Source organism: Citrobacter sp. A316 (assembly GCF_002042945.1).
GTDB classification, from domain to species: domain Bacteria; phylum Pseudomonadota; class Gammaproteobacteria; order Enterobacterales; family Enterobacteriaceae; genus Citrobacter; species Citrobacter portucalensis.
Window position 1 is genome coordinate 15,478 of the sequence record NZ_MVFZ01000013.1, and the last position, 24,779, is coordinate 40,256.

Here is a 24,779-nt window from a genome sequence, read left to right on the forward strand (position 1 = left end):
GGGTTTTTTAATCCCCTATTTTTCCACAGGTAGATCCCAGCTCGCTCACAGCGTACAATACGCCCTCTTTATAAAGGTGGGCGATCATGGCAGACATCACTCTTATCAGCGGTAGTACGCTTGGCAGTGCGGAATATGTAGCAGAGCATCTGGCTGAAAAGCTGGACGACGCCGGTTTTTCCAGCGAAATACTGCATGGGCCAATGCTTGAAGAGGTTCCGACTGACGGGATCTGGCTGATTATCAGCTCCACGCACGGTGCGGGAGACATTCCTGACAATCTGCAACCTTTATATGATGCGTTACGCGAGCAAAAGCCGGACCTGTCACAAGTGCGCTTTGGTGCAATCGGGATCGGTAGTCGTGAATATGACACCTTTTGCGGCGCAATCGACAAGCTTGAAGCCGAATTGAAGGCCTGTGGGGCAAAACAGATCGGCGAAACGCTCAGGATCAACGTGCTGGAACATGAAATTCCGGAAGATCCGGCTGAAATTTGGCTGGGATCGTGGCATCCGTTGCTCAGAGATTTGTAAAGATCGTACTTTTTTATGTGGATAACTCTGGTTAAAAGCTTGGATCAACCGGTAGTTATCCCAAGAACAACTATTGTTCAGTTTTTGAGTTGTGTATAACCCTTCATTCTGATCCCAGCTTATACGGACCAGGATCACCGATCATTCACAGCTAATGATCCTCAGCAACCTGTTGATCTTACTTAAAGGATCGTCCTTATCCACAGAAAGGTGCGATCCTAATAAGAGATCACAATAAAACAGATCTCTAAATAAAAAGATCTTCTTTTTAATACCCAGGATCCCAGGTCTTTCTCCATCGACTAAAGTTGAGTAGAATCCACGGCCCGGGCTTCAATCCATTTTCACACCGCGTTATGCGAGGCAATTACCATGTTTTATCAGGATCCTTTTGACGTCATCATCATTGGCGGGGGTCATGCAGGCACCGAGGCCGCAATGGCCGCGGCGCGAATGGGTCAACAGACTCTGCTTTTGACACACAATATCGACACTCTGGGGCAGATGAGCTGCAACCCGGCAATCGGCGGTATTGGGAAGGGACACCTGGTAAAAGAAGTGGATGCGCTTGGTGGGTTAATGGCAAAAGCGATCGACCATGCGGGTATCCAGTTTAGGATACTAAACGCAAGCAAAGGGCCAGCCGTTCGCGCTACCCGAGCTCAGGCCGATCGTGTGCTCTATCGTCAGGCGGTACGCACCGCACTGGAGAATCAACCCAATCTGATGATCTTCCAACAAGCGGTTGAAGATCTGATTGTTGAAAACGATCGTGTCGTGGGCGCAGTGACCCAAATGGGACTGAAGTTCCGTGCTAAAGCGGTCGTATTAACCGTGGGGACTTTCCTCGACGGCAAAATTCATATTGGTCTGGACAACTACAGCGGTGGCCGTGCTGGCGATCCGCCGTCCATCCCGCTGTCACGCCGTCTGCGTGAACTGCCGCTGCGCGTCAGCCGCCTGAAAACGGGTACACCGCCGCGTATCGATGCGCGCACGATTGATTTCAGCGTGCTCGGCCAGCAAAACAGCGATAACCCGATGCCGGTCTTCTCATTCCTGGGCGATGCTTCTCAACATCCGCGCCAGATGCCGTGTTACATCACGCATACCAATGAAAGAACCCATGACGTGATCCGCAATAACCTCGATCGTAGTCCGATGTATGCTGGCGTGATCGAAGGTATCGGTCCACGCTACTGCCCGTCGATCGAAGACAAAGTGATGCGCTTTGCCGATCGTAACCAGCATCAGATCTTCCTCGAACCGGAAGGACTGACGTCTAACGAAATTTACCCGAATGGCATCTCCACCAGCCTGCCGTTCGATGTGCAGATGCAAATTGTCCGCTCCATGCAAGGGATGGAAAATGCCAGAATCGTCCGCCCTGGCTACGCGATTGAGTATGATTTCTTCGATCCGCGCGACCTGAAACCCACTCTGGAAAGCAAATTCATCCAGGGTCTGTTCTTTGCGGGCCAGATTAACGGTACAACCGGTTATGAAGAAGCCGCCGCGCAAGGCATGCTGGCAGGTCTGAACGCTGCACGCTTGTCTGCTGAGAAAGACGGCTGGGCGCCGCGTCGCGATCAGGCTTATCTTGGCGTGTTGGTGGACGACCTGTGTACGCTGGGCACCAAAGAACCGTACCGTATGTTCACATCTCGCGCTGAATACCGCTTGATGCTGCGCGAAGATAACGCCGATCTGCGTCTGACCGAAATTGGTCGTGAACTGGGTCTGGTGGACGATGAGCGCTGGGCTCGCTTCAACGAGAAGCTGGAGCGCATCGAGCAGGAACGCCAACGTCTTAAATCAACCTGGGTGAATCCGTTAGCGGAGTCCGCAGCAGAAGTGAATGCTCACCTGGCGACACCTCTGTCACGTGAAGCGAGCGGTGAAGATCTGCTGCGTCGCCCGGATATGACCTATGCTCAGTTGACCTCTTTATCTGCGTTCGCACCCGCGCTTGACGATGCTCAGGCCGCGGAACAGGTTGAGATTCAGGTGAAATACGAAGGGTATATCGCCCGTCAGCTGGAAGAAATTGAAAGACAACAGCGCAATGAAAACACCTTGTTGCCTGCAACGCTGGATTATCGTCAGGTCTCTGGCTTGTCGAATGAAGTTATCGCTAAGCTGAACGATCACAAACCCGTCTCGATCGGTCAGGCATCGCGTATTTCCGGCATAACGCCTGCCGCCATCTCCATTCTGCTGGTATGGCTGAAAAAACAAGGTATGCTGCGCCGCAGCGCTTGATAACACTATTTTGGCGGGGGCGCTTCGCTTGCCCGCCGTACAAATTTATAGGCCCGATAAGCGAAAGCGCATCGGGCATTTGATTATTAACAGGTAACGACCGTGCTCAACAAACTCTCTCGTCTGCTGGCTGATGCCGGTATTTCTCTTACCGATCACCAGAAAAATCAGCTGATTGCGTATGTCGATATGCTGCACAAATGGAACAAAGCGTACAACCTGACGTCGGTGCGGGATCCCAACGAAATGCTGGTGCGCCATATTCTGGACAGCATTGTCGTTGCACCGTATCTGAAGGGTGAGCGTTTTATCGATGTAGGTACGGGACCCGGCCTGCCGGGAATTCCGCTCTCTATCGTACGCCCAGAAGCGCATTTCACACTGTTGGATAGTCTGGGAAAACGTGTTCGTTTCTTGCGTCAGGTGCAGCATGAGCTTGCGCTTACTAACATCACTCCAGTACAAAGCCGCGTTGAAGAATTTCCTTCAGAACCGCCGTTTGATGGGGTGATTAGCCGCGCTTTTGCGTCACTCAATGATATGGTGAGCTGGTGTCATCATTTGCCGGGCCAGGATGGGCGTTTTTATGCGCTAAAAGGGCAGTTGCCTGCAGATGAAATTGACTCGCTGCCAGCAGAATTCAGCGTTGAGTCCGTCGAAAAATTACGCGTTCCGCAACTGGATGGCGAACGTCATCTGGTGGTTATTAAGCCAAACAAAATTTAATTTTCATCAAAAAAAATAGAGAAAAAACGGGTGCTCAGGTGTTAAAAGTCATAAGGAATAGTGTGGTTAAATGTCGTTACATTTCACCAGTGCCTTACGGTTTTGCATCATAACTATAACGTCCCGTTTTTTGTTAAAAGCGAAACAAGTCAGCTGTGAAAATATCAGTCTGCTAAAAATAGAACGTAAGAATCACCGCTCTTGTTAATTTTTTATTATAAATGTCAATGAGCGGTTTTTTTGTTGTTAGGCGTTGTTTTTGAAATAGTGGCTATTTTTACGCTTAAATATCAAAAAGATGAAAAGGCATCATTTGCCACGTAAATAAATTATGCGAAGGTGAATATGTTCAATATGTGATCTGGTGCACGCTTTGACGCCAGTGTTTTCGCGGCATTTGCAGTTTTGCATGATCGTTCACAGTTTGCCTAAAAGTAATAAATGTGGGGCAGCGAAAAATATTTAAACATTTATTCACTTTTTAGCTACTTATTGTTTGAAATCACGAAGGCGCACCGTATAATTTGTCCGCTTTTTGATGCTTGACTCTAAGCCATAAAGAACGTTTTATACGACACGCGGCATACCTCGAAGGGAGCAGGAGTAAAAACGTGATGTCTATGTCGCTCTTGAGTCGAAACGTTGCTCGTAAGCTTTTGCTCACACAGCTTCTGGTAGTAATGGCAAGTGGATTGCTGTTTAGCCTCAAAGACCCTTTCTGGGGCATCTCCGCGTTGTGTGGAGGATTGGCAGTGCTACTGCCGAATGTGTTGTTTATGATATTTGCCTGGCGTCACCAGGTACATACACCAGCGAAGGGCCGAGTAGCCTGGTCGTTCGTTTTCGGCGAAGCCTTTAAGGTCTTAGCGATGCTGGTGTTGTTGGTGGTGGCGTTGGCTGTTTTGAAAGCGGTATTCATGCCGCTGATCGTTACGTGGGTTTTGGTGCTGGTGGTTCAGATACTGGCGCCGGCTGTAATTAACAACAAAGGGTAAAGGCATCATGGCTTCAGAAAATATGACGCCGCAGGATTACATAGGACACCATCTGAATAACCTTCAGTTGGACCTACGTACATTCTCGCTGGTGGATCCGCACAACCCCCCAGCCACCTTCTGGACGCTCAATATTGACTCCATTTTCTTCTCGGTGGTTCTGGGTCTGTTGTTCCTGCTTATGTTCCGTAGCGTAGCCAAAAAGGCGACCAGCGGCGTACCAGGTAAATTTCAGACCGCGATTGAGCTGGTAATCGGCTTTGTGCATGGCAGCGTGAAAGACATGTACCATGGCAAAAGCAAGCTGATTGCTCCGCTGGCCCTGACGATTTTCGTCTGGGTATTCCTGATGAACTTGATGGATTTGCTGCCTATCGACCTGCTGCCGTACATCGGTGAGCATATCTTTGGCCTACCGGCTCTGCGTGTGGTTCCGTCTGCTGACGTGAACATCACCCTGTCGATGGCGCTGGGCGTATTTATCCTCATTCTGTTCTACAGCATCAAAATGAAAGGCATCGGTGGCTTCGCGAAAGAGTTGACGCTGCAGCCGTTCAATCACTGGGCGTTCATCCCTGTCAACTTAATCCTTGAAGGGGTAAGCCTGCTGTCCAAACCAATCTCTCTTGGTCTGCGACTGTTCGGCAACATGTATGCCGGTGAGCTGATTTTCATTCTGATTGCTGGTCTGTTGCCGTGGTGGTCACAGTGGATCCTGAATGTGCCTTGGGCCATTTTCCACATACTGATTATCACGCTGCAAGCCTTCATATTTATGGTTCTGACGATTGTCTATCTGTCGATGGCATCTGAAGAGCATTAATTTACCAACACTACTACGTTTTAACTGAAACAAACTGGAGACTGTCATGGAAAACCTGAATATGGATCTGCTGTACATTGCTGCCGCTGTGATGATGGGTCTGGCGGCAATCGGTGCTGCGATCGGTATCGGCATCCTCGGGGGTAAATTCCTGGAAGGCGCAGCGCGTCAACCGGATCTGATTCCTCTGCTGCGTACTCAGTTCTTTATCGTTATGGGTCTGGTGGATGCAATCCCAATGATCGCTGTAGGTCTGGGTCTGTACGTGATGTTTGCTGTCGCGTAGTAAGCGTTGCTTGAATTAAGAGCAATATCAGAACGTTAACTAGATAGAGGCATTGTGCTGTGAATCTTAACGCAACAATCCTCGGCCAGGCCATCGCGTTTGTCCTGTTCGTTCTGTTCTGCATGAAGTACGTATGGCCGCCTTTAATGGCTGCCATCGAAAAACGTCAAAAAGAAATTGCTGACGGCCTTGCTTCTGCAGAACGAGCACATAAGGATCTTGACCTTGCAAAGGCCAGCGCGACCGACCAGCTGAAAAAAGCGAAGGCGGAAGCTCAGGTAATCATCGAGCAGGCGAACAAACGCCGCGCTCAGATCCTGGACGAAGCTAAAACTGAAGCAGAGCAGGAACGTACTAAAATCGTGGCACAGGCGCAGGCGGAAATTGACGCCGAGCGTAAACGTGCTCGCGAAGAGCTGCGTAAGCAAGTTGCTATCCTGGCTGTTGCTGGCGCCGAGAAGATCATCGAACGTTCCGTGGATGAAGCTGCTAATAGCGACATCGTGGACAAACTTGTCGCTGAACTGTAAGGAGGGAGGGGCTGATGTCTGAATTTATTACGGTAGCTCGCCCCTACGCCAAAGCAGCTTTTGACTTTGCCGTTGAGCACCAAAGCATTGACCGTTGGCAGGATATGTTGACGTTCGCCGCTGAGGTGACAAAAAACGAACAAATGGCAGAGCTTCTCTCTGGCGCGCTGGCGCCGGAAACGCTCGCTGAGTCGTTTATCGCCGTGTGCGGTGAGCAGCTGGACGAAAGCGGCCAAAACCTGATTAGGGTTATGGCTGAAAATAACCGTCTGAATGCGCTCCCGGATGTTCTTGAGCAGTTTATTCACCTGCGTGCAGCCAGTGAGGCTATCTCTGAGGTAGAAGTCACTTCTGCCAATGCACTGAGTGATGAACAGCTTACGAAGATTAGTGCTGCGATGGAAAAACGTCTGTCACGCAAAGTTAAGCTGAATTGCAAAATCGATAAGTCTGTAATGGCAGGCGTAATCATCCGAGCGGGTGATATGGTCATTGATGGCAGCGTACGCGGCCGTCTTGAGCGCCTTGCAGACGTCTTGCAGTCTTAAGGGGACTGGAGCATGCAACTGAATTCCACCGAAATCAGCGAACTGATCAAGCAGCGCATTGCTCAGTTCAGTGTTGTGAGCGAAGCTCATAACGAAGGTACTATTGTTTCTGTAAGTGACGGTGTTATCCGCATTCACGGCCTGGCCGATTGTATGCAGGGTGAGATGATTTCCCTGCCGGGTAACCGTTACGCTATCGCACTGAACCTGGAGCGCGACTCCGTAGGTGCAGTTGTGATGGGTCCATACGCTGACCTCGCCGAAGGCATGAAGGTTAAGTGTACGGGTCGTATTCTGGAAGTTCCGGTTGGCCGTGGCCTGCTGGGTCGTGTGGTGAACACTCTGGGTTCCCCGATTGACGGTAAAGGTCCGGTTGATAACGATGGCTTCTCGCCAATCGAAGTTATCGCACCAGGCGTAATCGAACGTCAGTCCGTCGACCAGCCAGTACAGACCGGTTATAAATCTGTTGATGCCATGATCCCAATCGGTCGTGGCCAGCGTGAGCTGATCATCGGTGACCGTCAGACAGGTAAAACTGCGATGGCAATCGATGCCATCATCAACCAGCGTGATTCCGGCATCAAATGTGTGTACGTGGCTATCGGCCAGAAAGCGTCCACCATTTCTAACGTGGTTCGTAAACTGGAAGAACACGGCGCACTGTCCAACACCATCGTTGTTGTGGCGACCGCGTCTGAATCTGCTGCACTGCAATACCTGGCGCCATATGCCGGTTGCGCGATGGGCGAATACTTCCGTGACCGCGGTGAAGATGCACTGATCGTTTACGATGACCTGTCTAAACAGGCCGTTGCTTACCGTCAGGTTTCCCTGCTGCTGCGTCGTCCGCCAGGACGTGAAGCATTCCCGGGCGACGTATTTTACCTCCACTCCCGTCTGCTGGAACGCGCATCCCGCGTAAACGCGGAATACGTTGAGAAGTTCACCAATGGTGAAGTTAAAGGTAAAACCGGCTCCCTGACCGCTCTGCCGATTATCGAAACCCAGGCGGGTGACGTTTCTGCGTTCGTTCCGACCAACGTAATTTCCATTACCGATGGTCAGATCTTCCTGGAAACCAACCTGTTTAACTCCGGTATTCGTCCGGCAGTTAACCCGGGTATCTCCGTATCTCGTGTAGGTGGTGCAGCGCAGACCAAGATCATCAAGAAACTGTCCGGTGGTATTCGTACCGCTCTGGCACAGTATCGTGAACTGGCAGCGTTTTCTCAGTTCGCTTCCGACCTGGATGAAGCTACGCGTAAGCAGCTGAGCCACGGTCAGAAAGTAACTGAACTGCTGAAGCAGAAACAGTATGCGCCAATGTCTGTTGCACAGCAGGGTGTGGTGCTGTTTGCGGCTGAACGCGGTTACCTCGAAGATGTGGAACTGGCGAAAATCGGTAGCTTCGAAGCCGCTCTGCTGGCTTACGTTGACCGTGACCACGCTCCGCTGATGCAAGAGATCAACCAGTCCGGTGGCTATAACGATGAAATCGAAGGCAAGCTGAAAGCTATCCTCGATTCCTTCAAGGCAACCCAGTCCTGGTAACGTCTGGCGGTCTGCTTTAGGGCGGACCGCAAGGCATTGAGGAGAAGCTCATGGCCGGCGCAAAAGAGATACGTAGTAAGATCGCAAGCGTCCAGAACACGCAGAAGATCACTAAAGCGATGGAGATGGTCGCCGCTTCCAAAATGCGTAAATCGCAGGATCGCATGGCGGCCAGCCGTCCTTATGCAGAGACCATGCGCAAAGTGATTGGTCACCTTGCGAATGGTAATCTGGAATATAAGCACCCTTACCTGGAAGAACGCGACGTTAAACGCGTGGGCTACCTGGTGGTGTCGACCGACCGTGGTCTGTGCGGTGGCTTGAACATTAACCTGTTCAAAAAGCTGCTGGCGGATATGAAAACATGGTCCGATAAAGGCGTTCAGTGCGATATCGCAATGATCGGCTCTAAGGGCGTGTCTTTCTTTAACTCCGTTGGCGGTAACGTGATCGCTCAGGTAACCGGTATGGGGGATAACCCTTCCCTGTCCGAACTGATTGGTCCGGTTAAAGTGATGCTGCAGGCCTACGATGAAGGTCGTCTGGACAGACTGTACGTTGTCAGCAACAAATTTATTAACACCATGTCTCAGACGCCAACCATCACCCAACTGCTGCCTCTGCCGGCATCAGATGATGATGAATTGAAGCGTAAATCCTGGGATTACCTGTATGAGCCAGACCCGAAAGCGCTGCTGGATACCCTGCTGCGTCGTTATGTCGAGTCTCAGGTTTATCAGGGCGTGGTAGAAAACCTGGCCAGCGAGCAGGCCGCACGTATGGTGGCGATGAAAGCCGCGACCGACAATGGCGGCAGCCTGATTAAAGAGCTGCAGTTGGTATACAACAAAGCTCGTCAGGCCAGCATTACTCAGGAACTCACCGAAATCGTCGGTGGTGCATCCGCGGTATAACCAGGTTAATTCGTAGAGGATTCAAGATGGCTACTGGAAAAATTGTCCAGGTAATCGGCGCCGTGGTTGACGTCGAATTCCCTCAGGATGCCGTACCGCGCGTGTACGATGCTCTTGAGGTTATGAATGGTAAAGAGAGCCTGGTGCTGGAAGTTCAGCAGCAGCTCGGCGGCGGTATCGTACGTACCATCGCCATGGGTTCTTCCGACGGTCTGCGTCGTGGTCTGGAAGTAAAAGACCTCGAACACCCGATCGAAGTCCCGGTAGGTAAAGCAACTCTGGGTCGTATCATGAACGTCCTGGGTCACCCTATCGACATGAAAGGCGATATCGGTGAAGAAGAGCGTTGGGCTATCCACCGCGCAGCACCTTCCTACGAAGAGCTGTCCAGCTCTCAGGAACTGCTGGAAACCGGCATCAAAGTTATCGACCTGATGTGTCCGTTCGCTAAGGGCGGTAAAGTCGGTCTGTTCGGTGGTGCGGGTGTAGGTAAAACCGTAAACATGATGGAGCTGATCCGTAACATCGCGATCGAACACTCCGGTTACTCTGTGTTTGCGGGCGTAGGTGAACGTACTCGTGAGGGTAACGACTTCTACCACGAAATGACCGACTCCAACGTTCTGGACAAAGTATCCCTGGTATATGGCCAGATGAACGAGCCGCCGGGAAACCGTCTGCGCGTTGCGCTGACCGGTCTGACCATGGCTGAGAAGTTCCGTGACGAAGGTCGTGACGTTCTGCTGTTCGTCGATAACATCTATCGTTACACCCTGGCCGGTACAGAAGTATCTGCACTGCTGGGTCGTATGCCATCAGCGGTAGGCTACCAGCCGACCCTGGCGGAAGAGATGGGTGTTCTTCAGGAACGTATCACCTCTACCAAAACCGGTTCTATCACCTCCGTTCAGGCGGTATACGTACCTGCGGATGACTTGACTGACCCATCCCCAGCAACCACCTTTGCTCACTTGGATGCAACCGTGGTACTGAGCCGTCAGATCGCATCTCTGGGTATCTACCCGGCAGTTGACCCGCTGGACTCCACCAGCCGTCAGCTGGATCCGCTGGTTGTTGGTCAGGAACACTACGACACCGCGCGTGGCGTACAGTCCCTGCTGCAGCGTTATCAGGAACTGAAAGACATCATCGCCATCCTGGGTATGGATGAACTGTCTGAAGAAGATAAACTGGTGGTAGCACGTGCGCGTAAGATCCAGCGCTTCCTGTCCCAGCCGTTCTTCGTTGCGGAAGTATTCACCGGTTCTCCGGGTAAATACGTTTCCCTGAAAGACACCATCCGTGGCTTTAAAGGCATCATGGAAGGCGAATACGACCACCTGCCAGAGCAGGCGTTCTACATGGTTGGTTCTATCGACGAAGCCGTAGAAAAAGCCAAAAAACTTTAACGCCTTAATCGGAGGGTGATATGGCAATGACTTACCACCTGGACGTCGTCAGCGCAGAGCAACAAATGTTCTCTGGTCTGGTCGAGAAAATCCAGGTAACGGGTAGTGAAGGTGAACTGGGTATTTTCCCGGGTCACGCACCGCTGCTCACCGCCATTAAGCCTGGTATGATCCGCATCGTTAAACAGTTCGGTCATGAAGAGTTTATCTATCTGTCCGGCGGCATTCTCGAAGTGCAGCCTGGCAGCGTGACCGTACTGGCTGATACCGCGATTCGCGGACAGGATCTCGATGAAGCGAGAGCCCTGGAAGCGAAGCGTAAGGCTGAAGAGCACATTAAGAGCTCTCATGGTGACGTGGATTACGCTCAGGCATCTGCGGAACTGGCCAAAGCGATCGCGAAACTGCGCGTTATCGAGTTGACCAAAAAAGCGATGTAACACCGGCTTGAAAATCACAAAGGCCAGTCTGGTTTCCAGGCTGGCTTTTTTTATGGATTTGTTTCAGTAAAAGTGGAACTAAAAAGCTGTTTTATTATTTTGTGATTTACATCACAAAAAATGTTGATCGGTTAAATAATGAGGCGTAGACTCTTTTTATGTGATGCGTGTCACAGAATTAACTCAGATAAAAACAGGATACCAACATGAAATTGTTTAACAAAATCATCGCCCTTTTCAGCAGCATGGACGTTTAGTCGTTCCCTACCTGCTCTGTGGCGCGATGCTTAATACGGTTTATCTGCTAGCGCCATCCGTTATAAAATCCCCCTCCTTCGCTGTATAATTTGTTCTTTATCTTTCCCCCTCTATTTTCTCTACCCGTTTTTCTGCTTCTCACTGAATCATATAAAAAAATCGTACGTTGCTTACCCAATTCTTTATTCATGGGGCAAAAAAATAGCAAAAACATTAACCTAAGGCTTTAATAAGAGCAGACTCCAGGTTTTTGGGAGACAAAAGACGCCGAAATAGATGAAAATAGAGAGCTATCAGAGGGGAAATTTCCCCGATTGAACGTTTTATCTTCGGTCCATTTCACGCTGAAAAAAATGTAGTATTTTCAATGTGAAACGGTATAAATTCGTTCTCAAATTACAGTCAGGACGTGTATGTTGAATAATGCTATGAGCGTCGTGATCCTTGCCGCAGGCAAAGGCACGCGTATGTATTCCGATCTCCCTAAAGTGCTGCACACCCTCGCAGGAAAACCGATGGTTCAGCATGTCATTGATGCTGCTAATGAATTAGGTGCGACTCACGTACATCTTGTCTACGGACACGGTGGCGATCTGCTTAAACAGACACTGAAAGATGGCAATCTGAATTGGGTTCTGCAGGCTGAGCAGTTGGGTACCGGCCATGCAATGCAGCAGGCGGCGCCATTCTTTAGTGATGACGAAGACATTTTAATGCTCTATGGCGATGTGCCGCTGATCTCTACCGATACCTTACGTCGCCTGCGTGAAGCCAAACCGCAGGGCGGTATCGGTTTGTTAACTGTAAAACTGGACGACCCATCCGGCTATGGGCGTATTACCCGTGATAACGGCAAAGTTACTGGCATTGTTGAGCATAAAGATGCAACCGACGAGCAGCGTCAAATCCAGGAAATCAACACAGGTATTCTGATTGCCAACGGCGCTGACATGAAGCGTTGGCTGTCTAAACTGACCAACAACAACGTGCAGGGTGAATACTACATCACCGATATCATCGCGATGGCGTATCAGGAAGGACGTGAAATTGCTGCGGTACATCCGGCACGAATCAGTGAAACGGAAGGGGTAAATAACCGTCTTCAGTTATCCCGTCTGGAACGTGTTTATCAGTCCGAGCAGGCAGAAAAACTGCTGCTGGCGGGCGTGATGCTGCGCGATCCTGCACGTTTTGATCTTCGCGGTACGCTGATTCACGGGCGCGATGTTGAAATTGATACTAACGTTATCATTGAAGGTAACGTAACCGTTGGGGATCGCGTCAAGATTGGCGCTGGCTGCATCATCAAAAACAGCGTGATTGGTGAGGGTTGTGAGCTTAGCCCGTACAGCGTGGTGGAAGATGCCCATCTGGAAGCCGCTTGCACCATCGGTCCATTCGCGCGTCTGCGCCCGGGTGCTGAGCTGCAGGAAGGCGCACACGTGGGCAACTTCGTCGAAATGAAAAAAGCGCGTCTGGGTAAAGGCTCTAAAGCCGGTCATCTGACCTATCTGGGTGATGCGGAAATTGGCGATAACGTGAATATTGGCGCGGGTACGATTACCTGCAACTACGATGGCGCCAATAAGTTTAAAACCATTATTGGTGATGATGTGTTTGTGGGTTCAGATACTCAGCTGGTGGCGCCTGTCACCGTGGGTAAAGGTGCGACGATTGCCGCAGGAACCACAGTAACGCGTAATGTCGCCGATAACGAACTGGTATTAAGCCGTGTACCTCAGGTCCATAAACAGGGCTGGCAGCGTCCGGTGAAGAAGAAGTAATTTATTTTTGCCGGATGGCGGCCTACGTGCGGTGACGTTCTGTAGGCCTGATAAGCGTAAGCGCCATCAGGCAGACAAGAGATGAGGGGATAATATAATCCTCCGCTCAACAAGCAGTACCTATAAAAATAACCCCACTCTCTACAAGGCTCGGGGCGCCCGGAATACGGGTATTACCCAAAGTATTTCGCGCTGTAGCAAGGCGGCAAGCTTGGGAATCTACGGGAGCTTACTAAAGTAAGTGACCGTAGTGAGCAAGCGTAGCCAACGTAGCTACGGAGTGAAAGACGAAGGGGAAACAGGTTGACCGACAACGACAGGCACAATGCCTAAATTCGGAATCAAAAAAATATGTGTGGAATTGTTGGCGCTATCGCGCAGCGTGATGTAGCTGAAATCCTTCTCGAAGGTTTACGTCGTCTGGAATATCGTGGTTATGACTCTGCTGGTCTGGCCGTTGTCGATGCTGAAGGCAATATGACCCGTCTGCGTCGTCTGGGTAAAGTGCAGATGCTGACTGCTGCTGCGGAAGAACATCCGCTGCATGGTGGTACAGGTATCGCTCACACCCGCTGGGCGACACACGGTGAACCTTCAGAAGCGAACGCGCATCCCCATGTTTCTGAACACATTGTTGTGGTGCATAATGGCATCATTGAAAACCATGAACCACTGCGTGAGCTGTTGAAAACGCGTGGCTACACCTTTGTTTCTGAAACCGACACCGAAGTGATTGCTCACCTGGTGCACTGGGAGCTGGAACAGGGTGGTACGCTGCGTGAAGCCGTGCTGCGTACTATTCCGCAGCTACGTGGTGCCTACGGCACAGTGATCATGGATACCCGTAACCCGGAAACCCTGCTGGCGGCACGTTCTGGTAGCCCGCTGGTGATTGGGCTGGGTATGGGTGAGAACTTTATCGCTTCCGATCAGCTGGCACTGCTGCCGGTAACCCGTCGCTTTATCTTCCTGGAAGAGGGCGACATCGCGGAAGTAACCCGTCGTTCGGTCTCTATTTTCGACAAGTCTGGCGCGGAAGTGAAACGTCAGGATATCGAATCTAATCTGCAATACGATGCGGGCGAAAAAGGTATTTATCGCCACTACATGCAGAAAGAGATCTACGAACAGCCGAACGCAATTAAAAACACGCTGACCGGGCGCATTAGCCACGGTGAAGTGGATTTAAGCGAGCTGGGTTCGCATGCCAACGAGCTGCTGTCTCAGGTTGAGCATATCCAGATTATCGCCTGTGGTACGTCGTACAACTCCGGTATGGTGTCCCGCTACTGGTTTGAATCGCTGGCTGGCATTCCTTGTGATGTCGAAATCGCTTCCGAGTTCCGCTATCGCAAATCTGCCGTGCGTCGTAACAGCCTGATGATCACCCTTTCCCAGTCTGGTGAAACGGCGGATACCCTGGCGGGTCTGCGCTTATCTAAAGAGCTGGGCTATCTGGGCTCGCTGGCTATTTGTAACGTACCGGGATCTTCTCTGGTACGCGAATCCGACCTGGCGATGATGACCAATGCCGGTACCGAAATCGGCGTGGCCTCCACGAAAGCATTTACCACCCAACTGACTGTTCTGCTGATGCTGGTGGCGAAACTGTCTCGTCTGAAAGGCCTGGATGTATCTATTGAGCAGGAAATCGTTCACGGTCTGCAGGCGCTGCCGAGCCGTATTGAGCAGATGCTGTCTCAGGACAAACGAATTGCCGCTCTGGCTGAAGGTTTCTCTGACAAACACCATGCGCTGTTCCTGGGCCGTGGCGATCAGTACCCGATTGCGCTGGAAGGCGCGCTGAAGCTGAAAGAGATCTCTTATATTCACGCTGAAGCATATGCCGCAGGCGAACTGAAACACGGTCCGCTGGCGCTGATTGATGCCGATATGCCGGTTATCGTGGTTGCGCCGAACAACGAACTGCTGGAAAAACTGAAATCCAACATTGAAGAAGTTCGCGCCCGTGGCGGTCAGCTGTACGTCTTTGCTGATCAGGATGCTGGCTTTACCAGCAGCGAAAACATGCACATCATCGAGATGCCGCATGTGGAAGAGGTTATTGCACCTATCTTCTACACCGTTCCGCTGCAGCTGCTGGCGTATCATGTGGCGCTGATTAAAGGCACCGACGTGGATCAGCCGCGTAACCTGGCGAAGTCGGTTACCGTAGAGTAATCCGTACTGAACTGAACATGCCCTGCTATAAGTGGGGCATTTTTTTTAAACTTGTTCTGTTTTTAATCAATTATCCCGCCTGTTTTATGTGACAAACCGTCATCTTCAGCTACTGTTTGCAGTGTCATAAAAAGAAAATTTTAGCGAAATGTTATTGTCATAGTAATGCATAACATTTTGTTTTAAATGTGTTTTTATCTAAAAAACCCTCTGTGTTTTTCATTGTCATAAAACTGTCATATTTCGTACATTTAACTGTCACCTGTTTGTCCTATTTTGCTCACAGTAGCAACTCAAACAACGATTTACGAAAACCGTGCAGGAGACATTATGAAAGTTATGCGTACCACTGTCGCAACTGTTGTCGCCGCGACCTTATCCATGAGCGCGTTCTCTGCGTTTGCAGCAGCGAGCCTGACAGGTGCAGGTGCAACCTTCCCTGCGCCAGTGTATGCCAAATGGGCAGATACCTATCAGAAAGAGACCGGTAGCAAAGTAAACTACCAGGGTATCGGCTCCTCCGGTGGTGTAAAACAAATTACGGCCAATACCGTTGATTTCGGCGCTTCTGATGCCCCGCTGTCTGACGAGAAACTGGCACAAGAAGGCCTGTTCCAGTTCCCGACCGTTATCGGCGGTGTAGTGCTGGCGGTGAATATCCCTGGACTGAAATCCGGCGAGCTGGTGCTGGACGGTAAAACGCTGGGCGACATCTACCTCGGCAAAATTAAGAAGTGGGATGACGAAGCCATCACCAAACTGAACCCGGGTCTGAAGCTACCTTCGCAGAATATCGCCGTTGTGCGTCGCGCTGATGGTTCCGGTACTTCCTTCGTCTTCACTAGCTACCTGGCGAAAGTGAACGAAGAGTGGAAATCTAAAATTGGTTCCGGCTCTACCGTAAACTGGCCGACCGGTCTGGGCGGTAAAGGTAACGACGGTATCGCCGCGTTCGTACAGCGTCTGCCGGGTTCTATCGGTTACGTTGAGTACGCTTACGCTAAGCAGAACAACCTGGCGTACACCAAGCTGGTCTCTGCTGATGGCAAACCGGTAAGCCCGACCGAAGAAAACTTTGCCAACGCCGCTAAAGGCGCTGACTGGAGCAAAACCTTCGCTCAGGATCTGACTAACCAGAAAGGTGACGATGCGTGGCCAATTACTTCCACCACCTTCATCCTGGTCCATAAAGAGCAGAAGAAGCCTGAGCAGGGCGTTGAAGTGCTGAAATTCTTCGACTGGGCATACAAAAATGGCGGCAAACAGGCTAATGACCTGGATTACGCCAGCCTGCCGGACAGCGTGGTTGAGCAGATTCGTGCTGCATGGAAGACCAACGTGAAGGACAGCAGCGGTAAAGCGCTGTACTAAATATCCGTCATACTTCGAGCCGCAGCTGTGTTGGCTGTGCTTGTTCACCCCAGTCACATAGTGAATCTATGCTCCTGGGTATTCACAAGCTTGCCGCCTTGCTGCAACTCGAATTATTAAGGGTATGGCATTACGTTAGCCGGGAAGCACGATAAAATGCGTGCTTCCTGGCCCAAACTTAAAGAGTGATTTATGGCTGCAACCAAGCCTGCTTTTAACCCACCGGGTAAAAAGGGTGACATGATATTCAGCGCGCTGGTAAAACTGGCTGCGCTGATTGTGCTATTGATGTTGGGTGGCATTATTGTTTCTCTGGTTATCTCCTCCTGGCCAAGCATTCAGAAATTTGGTTTCTCCTTTCTGTGGACCAAAGACTGGGATGCGCCGAACGATATCTACGGCGCGCTGGTACCGATTTACGGTACGCTGGTCACCTCGTTTATTGCATTGCTGATTGCCGTTCCGGTGAGTTTCGGCATTGCGCTGTTCCTGACAGAACTTGCACCCGGTTGGCTGCGTCGCCCGCTGGGTATCGCTATTGAACTGCTGGCAGCAATTCCAAGTATCGTATACGGCATGTGGGGCCTGTTTATCTTTGCCCCGCTGTTTGCGACGTACTTCCAGGAGCCGGTCGGAAACATCCTTTCCAACATTCCGTTTGTTGGCGCACTGTTTGCCGGCCCGGCGTTTGGTATCGGTATTCTGGCGGCTGGTGTGATCCTCGCCATCATGATCATCCCATACATTGCGGCGGTTATGCGTGATGTGTTCGAACAAACGCCGGTGCTGATGAAAGAGTCGGCCTACGGCATTGGCTGTACCACCTGGGAAGTTATCTGGCGTATCGTCCTGCCGTTCACCAAAAATGGTGTGATCGGCGGTGTGATGCTGGGGCTGGGCCGTGCGCTGGGTGAAACCATGGCGGTGACCTTTATCATTGGTAACACCTACCAGCTCGATAGCGCCTCGCTGTACATGCCGGGCAACAGTATTACCTCTGCGCTGGCGAATGAATTTGCCGAAGCGGAATCGGGGCTGCACGTTGCTGCGTTGATGGAGCTGGGTCTGATTCTGTTTGTGATCACCTTCATCGTACTGGCGGCGTCTAAGTTCATGATCATGCGCCTTGCGAAGAACGAGGGGGCACGCTAATGGCTACGCTTGAAATGCAAAACACCACTGCGCTGGCGGAGTCCCGCCGTAAAATGCAGGCACGTCGCCGTCTGAAGAACCGCATCGCGCTGACGCTCTCTATGGCGACCATGGCATTCGGTCTGTTCTGGCTGGTGTGGATCCTGATGTCCACCATCACCCGCGGTATCGACGGTATGTCGCTGGCGCTGTTCACCGAAATGACGCCTCCGCCGAATACGGCGGGTGGTGGTCTGGCGAACGCCCTGGCCGGTAGTGGACTGTTAATTCTGTGGGCGACCGTGTTTGGTACACCGCTTGGCATTATGGCGGGTATCTACCTGGCAGAGTACGGACGTAAGTCCTGGCTGGCTGAGGTCATCCGCTTTATCAACGACATTCTGCTGTCTGCGCCATCAATCGTGGTCGGTCTGTTCGTTTACACCATCGTGGTAGCAAAAATGGAGCACTTTTCAGGCTGGGCGGGCGTTATCGCGCTGGCGCTGCTGCAGGTGCCCATTGTTATCCGTACCACGGAGAACATGCTCAAGCTGGTGCCGGATAGCCTGCGTGAAGCCGCCTATGCACTGGGTACGCCGAAATGGAAGATGATTTCTGCGATCACCCTGAAGGCATCTGTCTCAGGCATCATTACAGGGGTTCTGCTGGCTATTGCACGTATCGCAGGTGAAACGGCTCCGCTGCTGTTTACGTCGCTCTCCAACCAGTTCTGGAGCACCGACATGATGCAGCCTATCGCCAACCTGCCAGTCACTATCTTTAAGTTTGCGATGAGCCCGTTTGCTGAGTGGCAGCAACTGGCCTGGGCCGGGGTACTGATTATTACCCTGTGCGTACTGCTGCTGAACATTCTGGCGCGCGTCATTTTCGCGAAGAAGAAACACGGTTAATTTTTACGGCGTGGCTGATGCGGCGCCGGATGAGGAAGAGATTGAAATGAGTATGGTTGATACTGCCCCGGGTAAGATTCAGGTTCGTGATTTGAACTTCTACTATGGCAAATTCCATGCCCTGAAGAACATCAACCTGGATATTGCTAAAAACCAGGTAACGGCGTTTATCGGGCCGTCAGGCTGTGGTAAATCGACGCTGCTGCGTACGTTCAACAAAATGTTTGAACTGTACCCGGAGCAGCGTGCGGAAGGTGAAATCCTGCTGGATGGCGACAATATTCTCACCAATACCCAGGATATCGCTCTGCTGCGTGCCAAAGTGGGCATGGTATTCCAGAAGCCAACGCCGTTCCCGATGTCCATCTACGACAACATCGCTTTTGGCGTACGTCTGTTTGAGAAACTCTCGCGTGCGGATATGGACGAGCGTGTGCAGTGGGCATTGACCAAGGCCGCATTGTGGAACGAAACCAAAGATAAATTACACCAGAGCGGGTACTCTCTCTCGGGTGGTCAGCAGCAGCGTCTGTGTATTGCGCGTGGTATCGCCATTCGCCCGGAAGTGCTTCTGCTTGATGAGCCATGTTCAGCGCTCGACCCTATTTCTACCGGGCGTATCGAAGAGCTGATCACTGAGCTGAAAGAGGATTACACCGTCGTTATCGTTACCCACAACATGCAGCAGGCTGCGCGTTGTTCCGATCACACGGCATTTATGTACCTGGGCGAGTTGATTGAGTTCAGCAACACGGACGATCTGTTCACCAAGCCCGCGAAGAAACAAACTGAAGATTACATCACCGGTCGTTACGGCTGATTCAGGAGCTTGTTGTGGATAACCTTAACCTTAATAAACATATTTCCGGCCAGTTCAATGCAGAGCTGGAAAGCATCCGTACCCAGGTGATGACCATGGGCGGCATGGTAGAGCAGCAGCTTTCTGATGCAATCACGGCGATGCATAACCAGGACAGCGAGCTGGCGAAGCGCGTCATTGAAGGCGATAAGAACGTCAACATGATGGAAGTGGCGATCGACGAAGCCTGCGTGCGCATCATCGCCAAGCGTCAACCGACAGCGAGCGACCTGCGTCTGGTAATGGCGATTATCAAAACCATCGCTGAGCTGGAACGTATTGGCGACGTGGCGGACAAAATTTGCCGCACCGCGCTGGAGAAGTTTTCGCAACAGCATCAGCCGCTGCTGGTAAGTCTGGAATCACTGGGCCGCCACACCGTACAAATGCTGCATGATGTGCTGGATGCGTTTGCGCGTATGGATCTGGACGAAGCGATACGTATTTATCGCGAAGATAAGAAAGTTGACCAGGAATATGAAGGCATCGTGCGACAGCTGATGACTTATATGATGGAAGACCCACGTACCATTCCAAGCGTACTGACCGCGCTGTTCTGCGCACGTTCCATCGAACGTATCGGTGACCGCTGCCAGAATATCTGCGAATACATCTTCTACTTCGTGAAGGGACAAGACTTCCGTCACGTGGGCGGCGATGAACTGGATAAGCTGCTTGCGGGCAAAGATCCGAAAGAATAATCATTATAAATAATCCCGGTAAGCAAATTATCGGGATTATTTATATTTTCTTTATATATTCCTAAAAATTAATTGGTTTTAATATCTGCGAATAACATCATATTTCGCAACAATGCGCATTGCTTTTTCTTCTCCTGCCAATTAGATTCGTTCGAAGGAAAAATGTAAAATTATTGAATGACTGGATTGTTACTGCATTCGCAGGCAAAACCTGATTGAGCCAGACCAACCTGGTGACGTCGGGTTTTTTTGTTTATAAGAAAGGTCATGCTCATGAATATGCGAATCACCAAAGTTTTGAATAATAATGTTCTGGTGATTGTTGATGAAAATCAACGCGAAAAGGTTGTCATGGGACGTGGTATTGGCTTTCAAAAAAAAATGGGCGACCGGATTAACTCGACTCTGGTTGAGAAAGAATATGCATTAAGCAGTCACGAGTTGATGGGGCGGTTTAGTGAACTGCTCAGCCATATTCCGCTTGAAGTGATGACTACCTGCGATCGCATAATATCTCTGGCTGCTGAGCGGTTAGGTAAGTTGCAGGATAGTATTTTTATATCATTAACTGACCACTGTCAGTTTGCTATTCAGCGTTTCCACCAGAATATTTTTTTGGCAAATCCCTTATTGTGGGATATCCAGCGACTTTATCCGAAAGAATTTCAATTGGGAGAAGAGGCGTTGGCTATTATTGAGCAACGTCTGGGCGTTCGACTGCCAAAGGATGAAGTTGGTTTTATCGCGGTACATTTCGTCAGTGCACAAATGAATGGCAATATGACGGATGTTGCTGGGGTGACGCAGATGATGCAAGAAATGCTACAACTTATAAAATTTCAATTTGGCATTAGCTATCAGGAGGAGAGCTTGAGTTACCAGCGTCTCGTGACACATTTGAAATTTTTATCCTGGCGCATTTTAGAGCAAGCATCAATTGACGATGATGATGAAGCATTGCAGCAGGCTGTGAGGCAAAACTACCTGGAGGCATGGCGCTGTGCGGAGCGAATAGCCATATATGTTGGTCTGCAGCATCAGCGGAAAATATCTTCAGCGGAGATTATGTTTTTAGCAATTAATATCGAACGAGTACGCAAAGATCACGAATAGTTAGTGATTAAAATCTAAGGATTGTTACCGCGCTATGCGGGCAAAACCTGAAGAAGATTGCTTTTTGAAATTCAAGCAATCTTCTTCAGGTTTTTTTTTGGAGCATTGCCGCAGTAAAGCGGTCGAGGACTAAGTATGACGGATTTAGCCAGGAAAATTGTGGCGGGCGTAGGTGGGGCTGATAATATTATTAGTCTAATGCACTGCGCTACACGGTTACGCTTTAAATTAAAGGATGAGAGTAAAGCGCAGGCCGATGTGCTAAAAAAAACGGCTGGCATTATTATGGTTGTGGAAAGTGGCGGGCAATTTCAGGTTGTAATTGGAAATCATGTCGCAGATGTCTTCCATGCAGTGAATGACGTAGCAGGGTTGGGTGAAAAATCGCAACAAACTACATCGGCAGACAATAATGAAAATTTATTGAACCGATTTATTTATGTCATTTCTGGTATTTTTACTCCATTAATTGGTCTGCTGGCTGCTACCGGTATTTTAAAAGGGCTTCTAGCTGTTGCGTTAACCTGTCAGTGGACTACTGAGCAAAGTGGAACCTATTTAATCCTTTTTAGCGCCAGCGATTCACTGTTCTACTTCTTCCCCATTATCTTAGGCTATACGGCAGGAAAACGGTTTGGCGGTAATCCGTTTGTGACAATGGTTATTGGTGGGGCGCTGGTTCATCCGCTAATCCTCAAAGCATTTGAAAGTGAGCAGAGTGCAGATGCGTTGATTCATCATTTTATGGGGATTCCAGTCACTCTCATTAACTATACCTCGTCAGTTATTCCTATTATTTTCTCTGCGTGGCTCTGTAGCATGCTTGAGCGAAAGTTAAACGGCTTCCTTCCTTCGGCAATCAAAAATTTCTTCACACCGCTGTGTTGCCTTGTCGTTATCACGCCAATTACCTTTTTGGTCGTGGGGCCTCTATCGACATGGGTCAGTGAATTGATTGCGGCAGGCTATCTATATCTCTATAACGCAGTTCCCTGGTTTGCTGGCGCGGTGATGGGTGGGTTATGGCAAATCTTCGTCATGTTTGGTCTTCATTGGGGATTAGTACCGTTATGTATTAACAACTTTACCGTTCTGGGCTATGACACCATGATGCCGTTGCTGATGCCAGCCATTATGGCGCAGGTTGGTGCGGCGCTTGGCGTTTTTCTCTGTGAGCGCGACGCGCAGAAAAAAGTAGTTGCCGGTTCTGCTGCGTTAACAGGATTATTTGGCATTACCGAACCTGCGGTTTATGGCGTTAATCTGCCGCGTAAGTACCCCTTCGTTATTGCTTGTATTAGTGGCGCTCTGGGCGCTGCACTGATTGGTCATGCCCAAACGAAAGTATATTCCTTTGGTTTACCAAGTATTTTTACTTTTATGCAAACCATACCCCCGACGGGTATTGATTACACTGTATGGGCTAGCGTGATGGGCGGGACGATAGCGATTGGTTGTGCACTATTTGGGACGGTTATTCTCCACCTCATATTTAAAAAGCAAATGTCTGCCCCTACTCCCGCTGCATCGCAAGTTATTTGTAGCGCGGGGAGAAAGAGTAACAATTTGGCGACAATCTGCTCCCCGTTAACCGGTGAAATTGTTCCTCTGTCAGGTGTTGCCGATGCAACCTTTGCCAGTGGTTTATTAGGCAAAGGTATCGCGATAAAACCCTCGGTGGGGGAAGTTATTTCCCCAGTAAATGGCAGAGTAGCCTCTTTATTTGAAACTCTCCATGCTATTGGCATCGAATCAGATGAAGGTATAGAAATATTGATTCATGTCGGGATCGATACGGTAAAGCTTAATGGGCAACATTTTAATGCACATATTAAAGCAGGTGATTATGTTAAATCTGGCGATTGTTTAATCTCATTTGATATTTCATCCATTCATGCAGCAGGATTTGATCTCACTACACCCATTGTTATTAGCAACAGTGATGATTTTTGCGATGTGTTATCTCTGAATGCAGAAAATGTCAAAGGCGGAGAGCCATTGTTATCCGTTATTCAATAAACAGAAAAAGGAGTTCAATATAATGAAAGAATTTCCGCAATCATTTCTTTGGGGCGGTGCGACCGCCGCGAATCAAATTGAAGGTGCGTGGTCAACTGATGGAAAAGGAGTAACGACTGCCGATCTGCAGCCTCATGGTGTAATGGGTAAAATGGAGGCGCGCATTCCCGGGAAAGAAAATATTAAAGATACGGCGATTGATTTCTATCATCGCTACCCTGAAGACATTGCTCTATTTGCTGAAATGGGATTCACCTGTTTACGCGTATCTATTGCTTGGGCACGGATATTTCCGTTGGGTGATGAGCGTGAACCGAATGAGTCGGGTTTGGCATTTTACGATCGTTTGTTTGATGAACTGTCTACTGCAGGTATTACACCTCTGGTGACGTTATCGCATTATGAGATGCCTTATGGCCTGGTGGAAAATTATGGAGGATGGGCAAATCGATCTGTTATTGGGTATTTTGAACATTATGCCAAGACGGTATTTACCCGGTACCAACATAAGGTGAAGTTGTGGCTGACATTTAATGAAATAAACATGTCGCTGCATGCGCCATTTACCGGTGTTGGATTATCTGAAAACAGTAATAAAGGCGAAGTATATCAAGCAATTCATCACCAATTAGTAGCCAGTGCGAGAGCGGTGAGAGCTTGTCATCATATTGTTCCTGACGCGAAAATTGGCAATATGCTATTAGGCGGATTAGTTTATCCGTTGAGCTGCCATCCACAGGATATGTTACAAGCATTGCAGGAAAACCGTAGTTGGATTTTCTTTGGTGATGTCCAGGCGCGCGGCGCGTATCCTGGGTATATGCAACGTTTCTTTCGCGAGCAAGCAATAAATATTGAGATAACCGATCACGATAAACAAGATTTACAGCACACCATTGATTTTATCTCGTTCAGCTATTACATGACAGGATGCGTTTCTCACGACGAAACGATCAATAAAAATGCGCAAGGTAATATTCTTAATATGATTCCTAACCCTAACCTGAAAGGTTCGGAGTGGGGATGGCAGATCGACCCTACGGGATTGCGAATATTAATGAATCAGCTCTGGGATCGTTATCAGAAACCATTATTTATTGTTGAGAATGGATTAGGTGCCAGAGATAGCATCGAACCTGACGGCACCATTCAGGATAATTATCGCATTCAGTATTTAAACGATCATCTGGTTCAGGTTAGCGAAGCCATTGAGGATGGTGTCGAGGTGATGGGTTATACCAGTTGGGGACCTATCGATCTGGTGAGCGCTTCACATTCGCAAATGTCGAAACGTTACGGTTTTATTTATGTTGATCGTGATGATAACGGACTGGGTACACTTTCCCGAATTCGCAAGCAGAGTTTTTACTGGTATGCAGAAGTTATTCGGAGCAGAGGGTTATCGTTAAAACGGAACTGTGAATAATA

At 49.7% G+C, this 24,779-nt stretch carries 22 protein-coding genes; all 22 read left to right on the plus strand.

Annotated features, from left to right (window positions below; all coding sequences use genetic code 11):
- Positions 1–86: 86 nt before the first annotated feature.
- The 22 genes from mioC (at position 87) to BZK41_RS16295 (ending at position 24,777) form a co-directional block, all read left to right on the plus strand.
- A complete protein-coding gene (gene mioC / locus BZK41_RS16190; protein ID WP_003827013.1) occupies positions 87–536 on the plus strand; it encodes an FMN-binding protein MioC in 450 nt (149 codons plus the stop codon).
- 372 nt (positions 537–908) lie between these two features.
- The gene (gene mnmG / locus BZK41_RS16195; RefSeq protein WP_079938809.1) at positions 909–2,798 is read left to right on the plus strand and encodes a tRNA uridine-5-carboxymethylaminomethyl(34) synthesis enzyme MnmG; all 1,890 of its coding nucleotides are present in this window, start codon (positions 909–911) and stop codon (positions 2,796–2,798) included.
- Positions 2,799–2,900: 102 nt separating this feature from the next.
- Positions 2,901–3,524, plus strand: coding sequence for a 16S rRNA (guanine(527)-N(7))-methyltransferase RsmG (rsmG, locus tag BZK41_RS16200; protein WP_079938810.1), 624 nt, complete (start codon positions 2,901–2,903; stop codon positions 3,522–3,524).
- Positions 3,525–4,138: 614 nt separating this feature from the next.
- Positions 4,139–4,519 carry a F0F1 ATP synthase subunit I gene (gene atpI, locus BZK41_RS16205; protein WP_079938812.1) on the plus strand — a complete coding sequence of 127 codons (381 nt, stop codon included), beginning with the start codon at positions 4,139–4,141 and terminating at the stop codon, positions 4,517–4,519.
- A 7-nt stretch (positions 4,520–4,526) separates the two neighbouring features.
- Positions 4,527–5,342: a F0F1 ATP synthase subunit A gene (atpB, locus tag BZK41_RS16210; RefSeq protein ID WP_003023792.1), complete on the plus strand. Its 816-nt coding sequence runs from the start codon at positions 4,527–4,529 to the stop codon at positions 5,340–5,342.
- Between the two features lie 46 nt (positions 5,343–5,388).
- On the plus strand, positions 5,389–5,628 hold the full coding sequence (gene atpE, locus BZK41_RS16215) for a F0F1 ATP synthase subunit C (protein ID WP_003023794.1): 240 nt from the start codon (positions 5,389–5,391) through the stop codon (positions 5,626–5,628).
- Between the two features lie 59 nt (positions 5,629–5,687).
- Entirely contained in the window at positions 5,688–6,158 is a 471-nt protein-coding gene (gene atpF, locus BZK41_RS16220; protein ID WP_003827022.1) for a F0F1 ATP synthase subunit B, read from the plus strand.
- A 14-nt stretch (positions 6,159–6,172) separates the two neighbouring features.
- Complete coding sequence (gene atpH, locus BZK41_RS16225; protein WP_003827024.1) at positions 6,173–6,706, plus strand: F0F1 ATP synthase subunit delta; 534 nt, start codon at positions 6,173–6,175, stop codon at positions 6,704–6,706.
- Positions 6,707–6,718: 12 nt separating this feature from the next.
- Positions 6,719–8,260 carry a F0F1 ATP synthase subunit alpha gene (atpA, locus tag BZK41_RS16230; RefSeq protein WP_003827026.1) on the plus strand — a complete coding sequence of 514 codons (1,542 nt, stop codon included), beginning with the start codon at positions 6,719–6,721 and terminating at the stop codon, positions 8,258–8,260.
- Positions 8,261–8,310: 50 nt separating this feature from the next.
- On the plus strand, positions 8,311–9,174 hold the full coding sequence (gene atpG / locus BZK41_RS16235) for a F0F1 ATP synthase subunit gamma (RefSeq protein WP_003023804.1): 864 nt from the start codon (positions 8,311–8,313) through the stop codon (positions 9,172–9,174).
- Positions 9,175–9,200: 26 nt separating this feature from the next.
- Positions 9,201–10,583 (plus strand): F0F1 ATP synthase subunit beta, encoded by a 1,383-nt coding sequence (gene atpD / locus BZK41_RS16240; protein ID WP_003023806.1) that lies wholly within the window; start codon positions 9,201–9,203, stop codon positions 10,581–10,583.
- Between the two features lie 20 nt (positions 10,584–10,603).
- Positions 10,604–11,023 carry a F0F1 ATP synthase subunit epsilon gene (locus BZK41_RS16245; RefSeq protein ID WP_003023809.1) on the plus strand — a complete coding sequence of 140 codons (420 nt, stop codon included), beginning with the start codon at positions 10,604–10,606 and terminating at the stop codon, positions 11,021–11,023.
- Positions 11,024–11,694: 671 nt separating this feature from the next.
- The gene (glmU, locus tag BZK41_RS16250) at positions 11,695–13,065 is read left to right on the plus strand and encodes a bifunctional UDP-N-acetylglucosamine diphosphorylase/glucosamine-1-phosphate N-acetyltransferase GlmU (protein WP_008786550.1); all 1,371 of its coding nucleotides are present in this window, start codon (positions 11,695–11,697) and stop codon (positions 13,063–13,065) included.
- A 351-nt stretch (positions 13,066–13,416) separates the two neighbouring features.
- Entirely contained in the window at positions 13,417–15,246 is a 1,830-nt protein-coding gene (gene glmS, locus BZK41_RS16255) for a glutamine--fructose-6-phosphate transaminase (isomerizing) (protein WP_079938813.1), read from the plus strand.
- 330 nt (positions 15,247–15,576) lie between these two features.
- Positions 15,577–16,617: a phosphate ABC transporter substrate-binding protein PstS gene (pstS, locus tag BZK41_RS16260; RefSeq protein WP_003827033.1), complete on the plus strand. Its 1,041-nt coding sequence runs from the start codon at positions 15,577–15,579 to the stop codon at positions 16,615–16,617.
- Positions 16,618–16,809: 192 nt separating this feature from the next.
- Positions 16,810–17,769, plus strand: a complete 960-nt coding sequence (pstC, locus tag BZK41_RS16265) for a phosphate ABC transporter permease PstC (protein WP_008786549.1) — start codon at positions 16,810–16,812, stop codon at positions 17,767–17,769.
- A complete protein-coding gene (gene pstA, locus BZK41_RS16270; RefSeq protein ID WP_079938814.1) occupies positions 17,769–18,659 on the plus strand; it encodes a phosphate ABC transporter permease PstA in 891 nt (296 codons plus the stop codon). The genes pstC and pstA overlap by 1 nt, the downstream gene beginning before the upstream one ends.
- Before the next feature lie 46 nt (positions 18,660–18,705).
- On the plus strand, positions 18,706–19,479 hold the full coding sequence (gene pstB / locus BZK41_RS16275) for a phosphate ABC transporter ATP-binding protein PstB (RefSeq protein ID WP_003023821.1): 774 nt from the start codon (positions 18,706–18,708) through the stop codon (positions 19,477–19,479).
- Positions 19,480–19,493: 14 nt separating this feature from the next.
- Positions 19,494–20,219, plus strand: coding sequence for a phosphate signaling complex protein PhoU (phoU, locus tag BZK41_RS16280; RefSeq protein ID WP_079938816.1), 726 nt, complete (start codon positions 19,494–19,496; stop codon positions 20,217–20,219).
- Between the two features lie 273 nt (positions 20,220–20,492).
- Positions 20,493–21,332: a transcriptional antiterminator BglG gene (gene bglG / locus BZK41_RS16285; RefSeq protein WP_079938920.1), complete on the plus strand. Its 840-nt coding sequence runs from the start codon at positions 20,493–20,495 to the stop codon at positions 21,330–21,332.
- Between the two features lie 135 nt (positions 21,333–21,467).
- Complete coding sequence (bglF, locus tag BZK41_RS16290) at positions 21,468–23,351, plus strand: PTS beta-glucoside transporter subunit IIABC (protein WP_079938817.1); 1,884 nt, start codon at positions 21,468–21,470, stop codon at positions 23,349–23,351.
- Between the two features lie 22 nt (positions 23,352–23,373).
- Positions 23,374–24,777 carry a family 1 glycosylhydrolase gene (locus BZK41_RS16295; protein ID WP_079938818.1) on the plus strand — a complete coding sequence of 468 codons (1,404 nt, stop codon included), beginning with the start codon at positions 23,374–23,376 and terminating at the stop codon, positions 24,775–24,777.
- The last annotated feature ends 2 nt before the right edge of the window (positions 24,778–24,779 follow it).

Bases quoted from the DNA above. Each gene is read 5' to 3' on its own strand.
- mioC (WP_003827013.1), top strand. From the start codon at position 87: ATGGCAGACATCACTCTTATCAGCGGTAGTACGCTTGGCAGTGCGGAA.
- mnmG (WP_079938809.1), top strand. From the start codon at position 909: ATGTTTTATCAGGATCCTTTTGACGTCATCATCATTGGCGGGGGTCAT.
- atpI (WP_079938812.1), top strand. From the start codon at position 4,139: ATGTCTATGTCGCTCTTGAGTCGAAACGTTGCTCGTAAGCTTTTGCTC.
- atpB (WP_003023792.1), top strand. From the start codon at position 4,527: ATGGCTTCAGAAAATATGACGCCGCAGGATTACATAGGACACCATCTG.
- atpE (WP_003023794.1), top strand. From the start codon at position 5,389: ATGGAAAACCTGAATATGGATCTGCTGTACATTGCTGCCGCTGTGATG.
- atpH (WP_003827024.1), top strand. From the start codon at position 6,173: ATGTCTGAATTTATTACGGTAGCTCGCCCCTACGCCAAAGCAGCTTTT.
- atpA (WP_003827026.1), top strand. From the start codon at position 6,719: ATGCAACTGAATTCCACCGAAATCAGCGAACTGATCAAGCAGCGCATT.
- atpG (WP_003023804.1), top strand. From the start codon at position 8,311: ATGGCCGGCGCAAAAGAGATACGTAGTAAGATCGCAAGCGTCCAGAAC.
- atpD (WP_003023806.1), top strand. From the start codon at position 9,201: ATGGCTACTGGAAAAATTGTCCAGGTAATCGGCGCCGTGGTTGACGTC.
- BZK41_RS16245 (WP_003023809.1), top strand. From the start codon at position 10,604: ATGGCAATGACTTACCACCTGGACGTCGTCAGCGCAGAGCAACAAATG.
- glmU (WP_008786550.1), top strand. From the start codon at position 11,695: ATGTTGAATAATGCTATGAGCGTCGTGATCCTTGCCGCAGGCAAAGGC.
- glmS (WP_079938813.1), top strand. From the start codon at position 13,417: ATGTGTGGAATTGTTGGCGCTATCGCGCAGCGTGATGTAGCTGAAATC.
- pstS (WP_003827033.1), top strand. From the start codon at position 15,577: ATGAAAGTTATGCGTACCACTGTCGCAACTGTTGTCGCCGCGACCTTA.
- pstC (WP_008786549.1), top strand. From the start codon at position 16,810: ATGGCTGCAACCAAGCCTGCTTTTAACCCACCGGGTAAAAAGGGTGAC.
- pstA (WP_079938814.1), top strand. From the start codon at position 17,769: ATGGCTACGCTTGAAATGCAAAACACCACTGCGCTGGCGGAGTCCCGC.
- pstB (WP_003023821.1), top strand. From the start codon at position 18,706: ATGAGTATGGTTGATACTGCCCCGGGTAAGATTCAGGTTCGTGATTTG.
- bglG (WP_079938920.1), top strand. From the start codon at position 20,493: ATGAATATGCGAATCACCAAAGTTTTGAATAATAATGTTCTGGTGATT.
- bglF (WP_079938817.1), top strand. From the start codon at position 21,468: ATGACGGATTTAGCCAGGAAAATTGTGGCGGGCGTAGGTGGGGCTGAT.
- BZK41_RS16295 (WP_079938818.1), top strand. From the start codon at position 23,374: ATGAAAGAATTTCCGCAATCATTTCTTTGGGGCGGTGCGACCGCCGCG.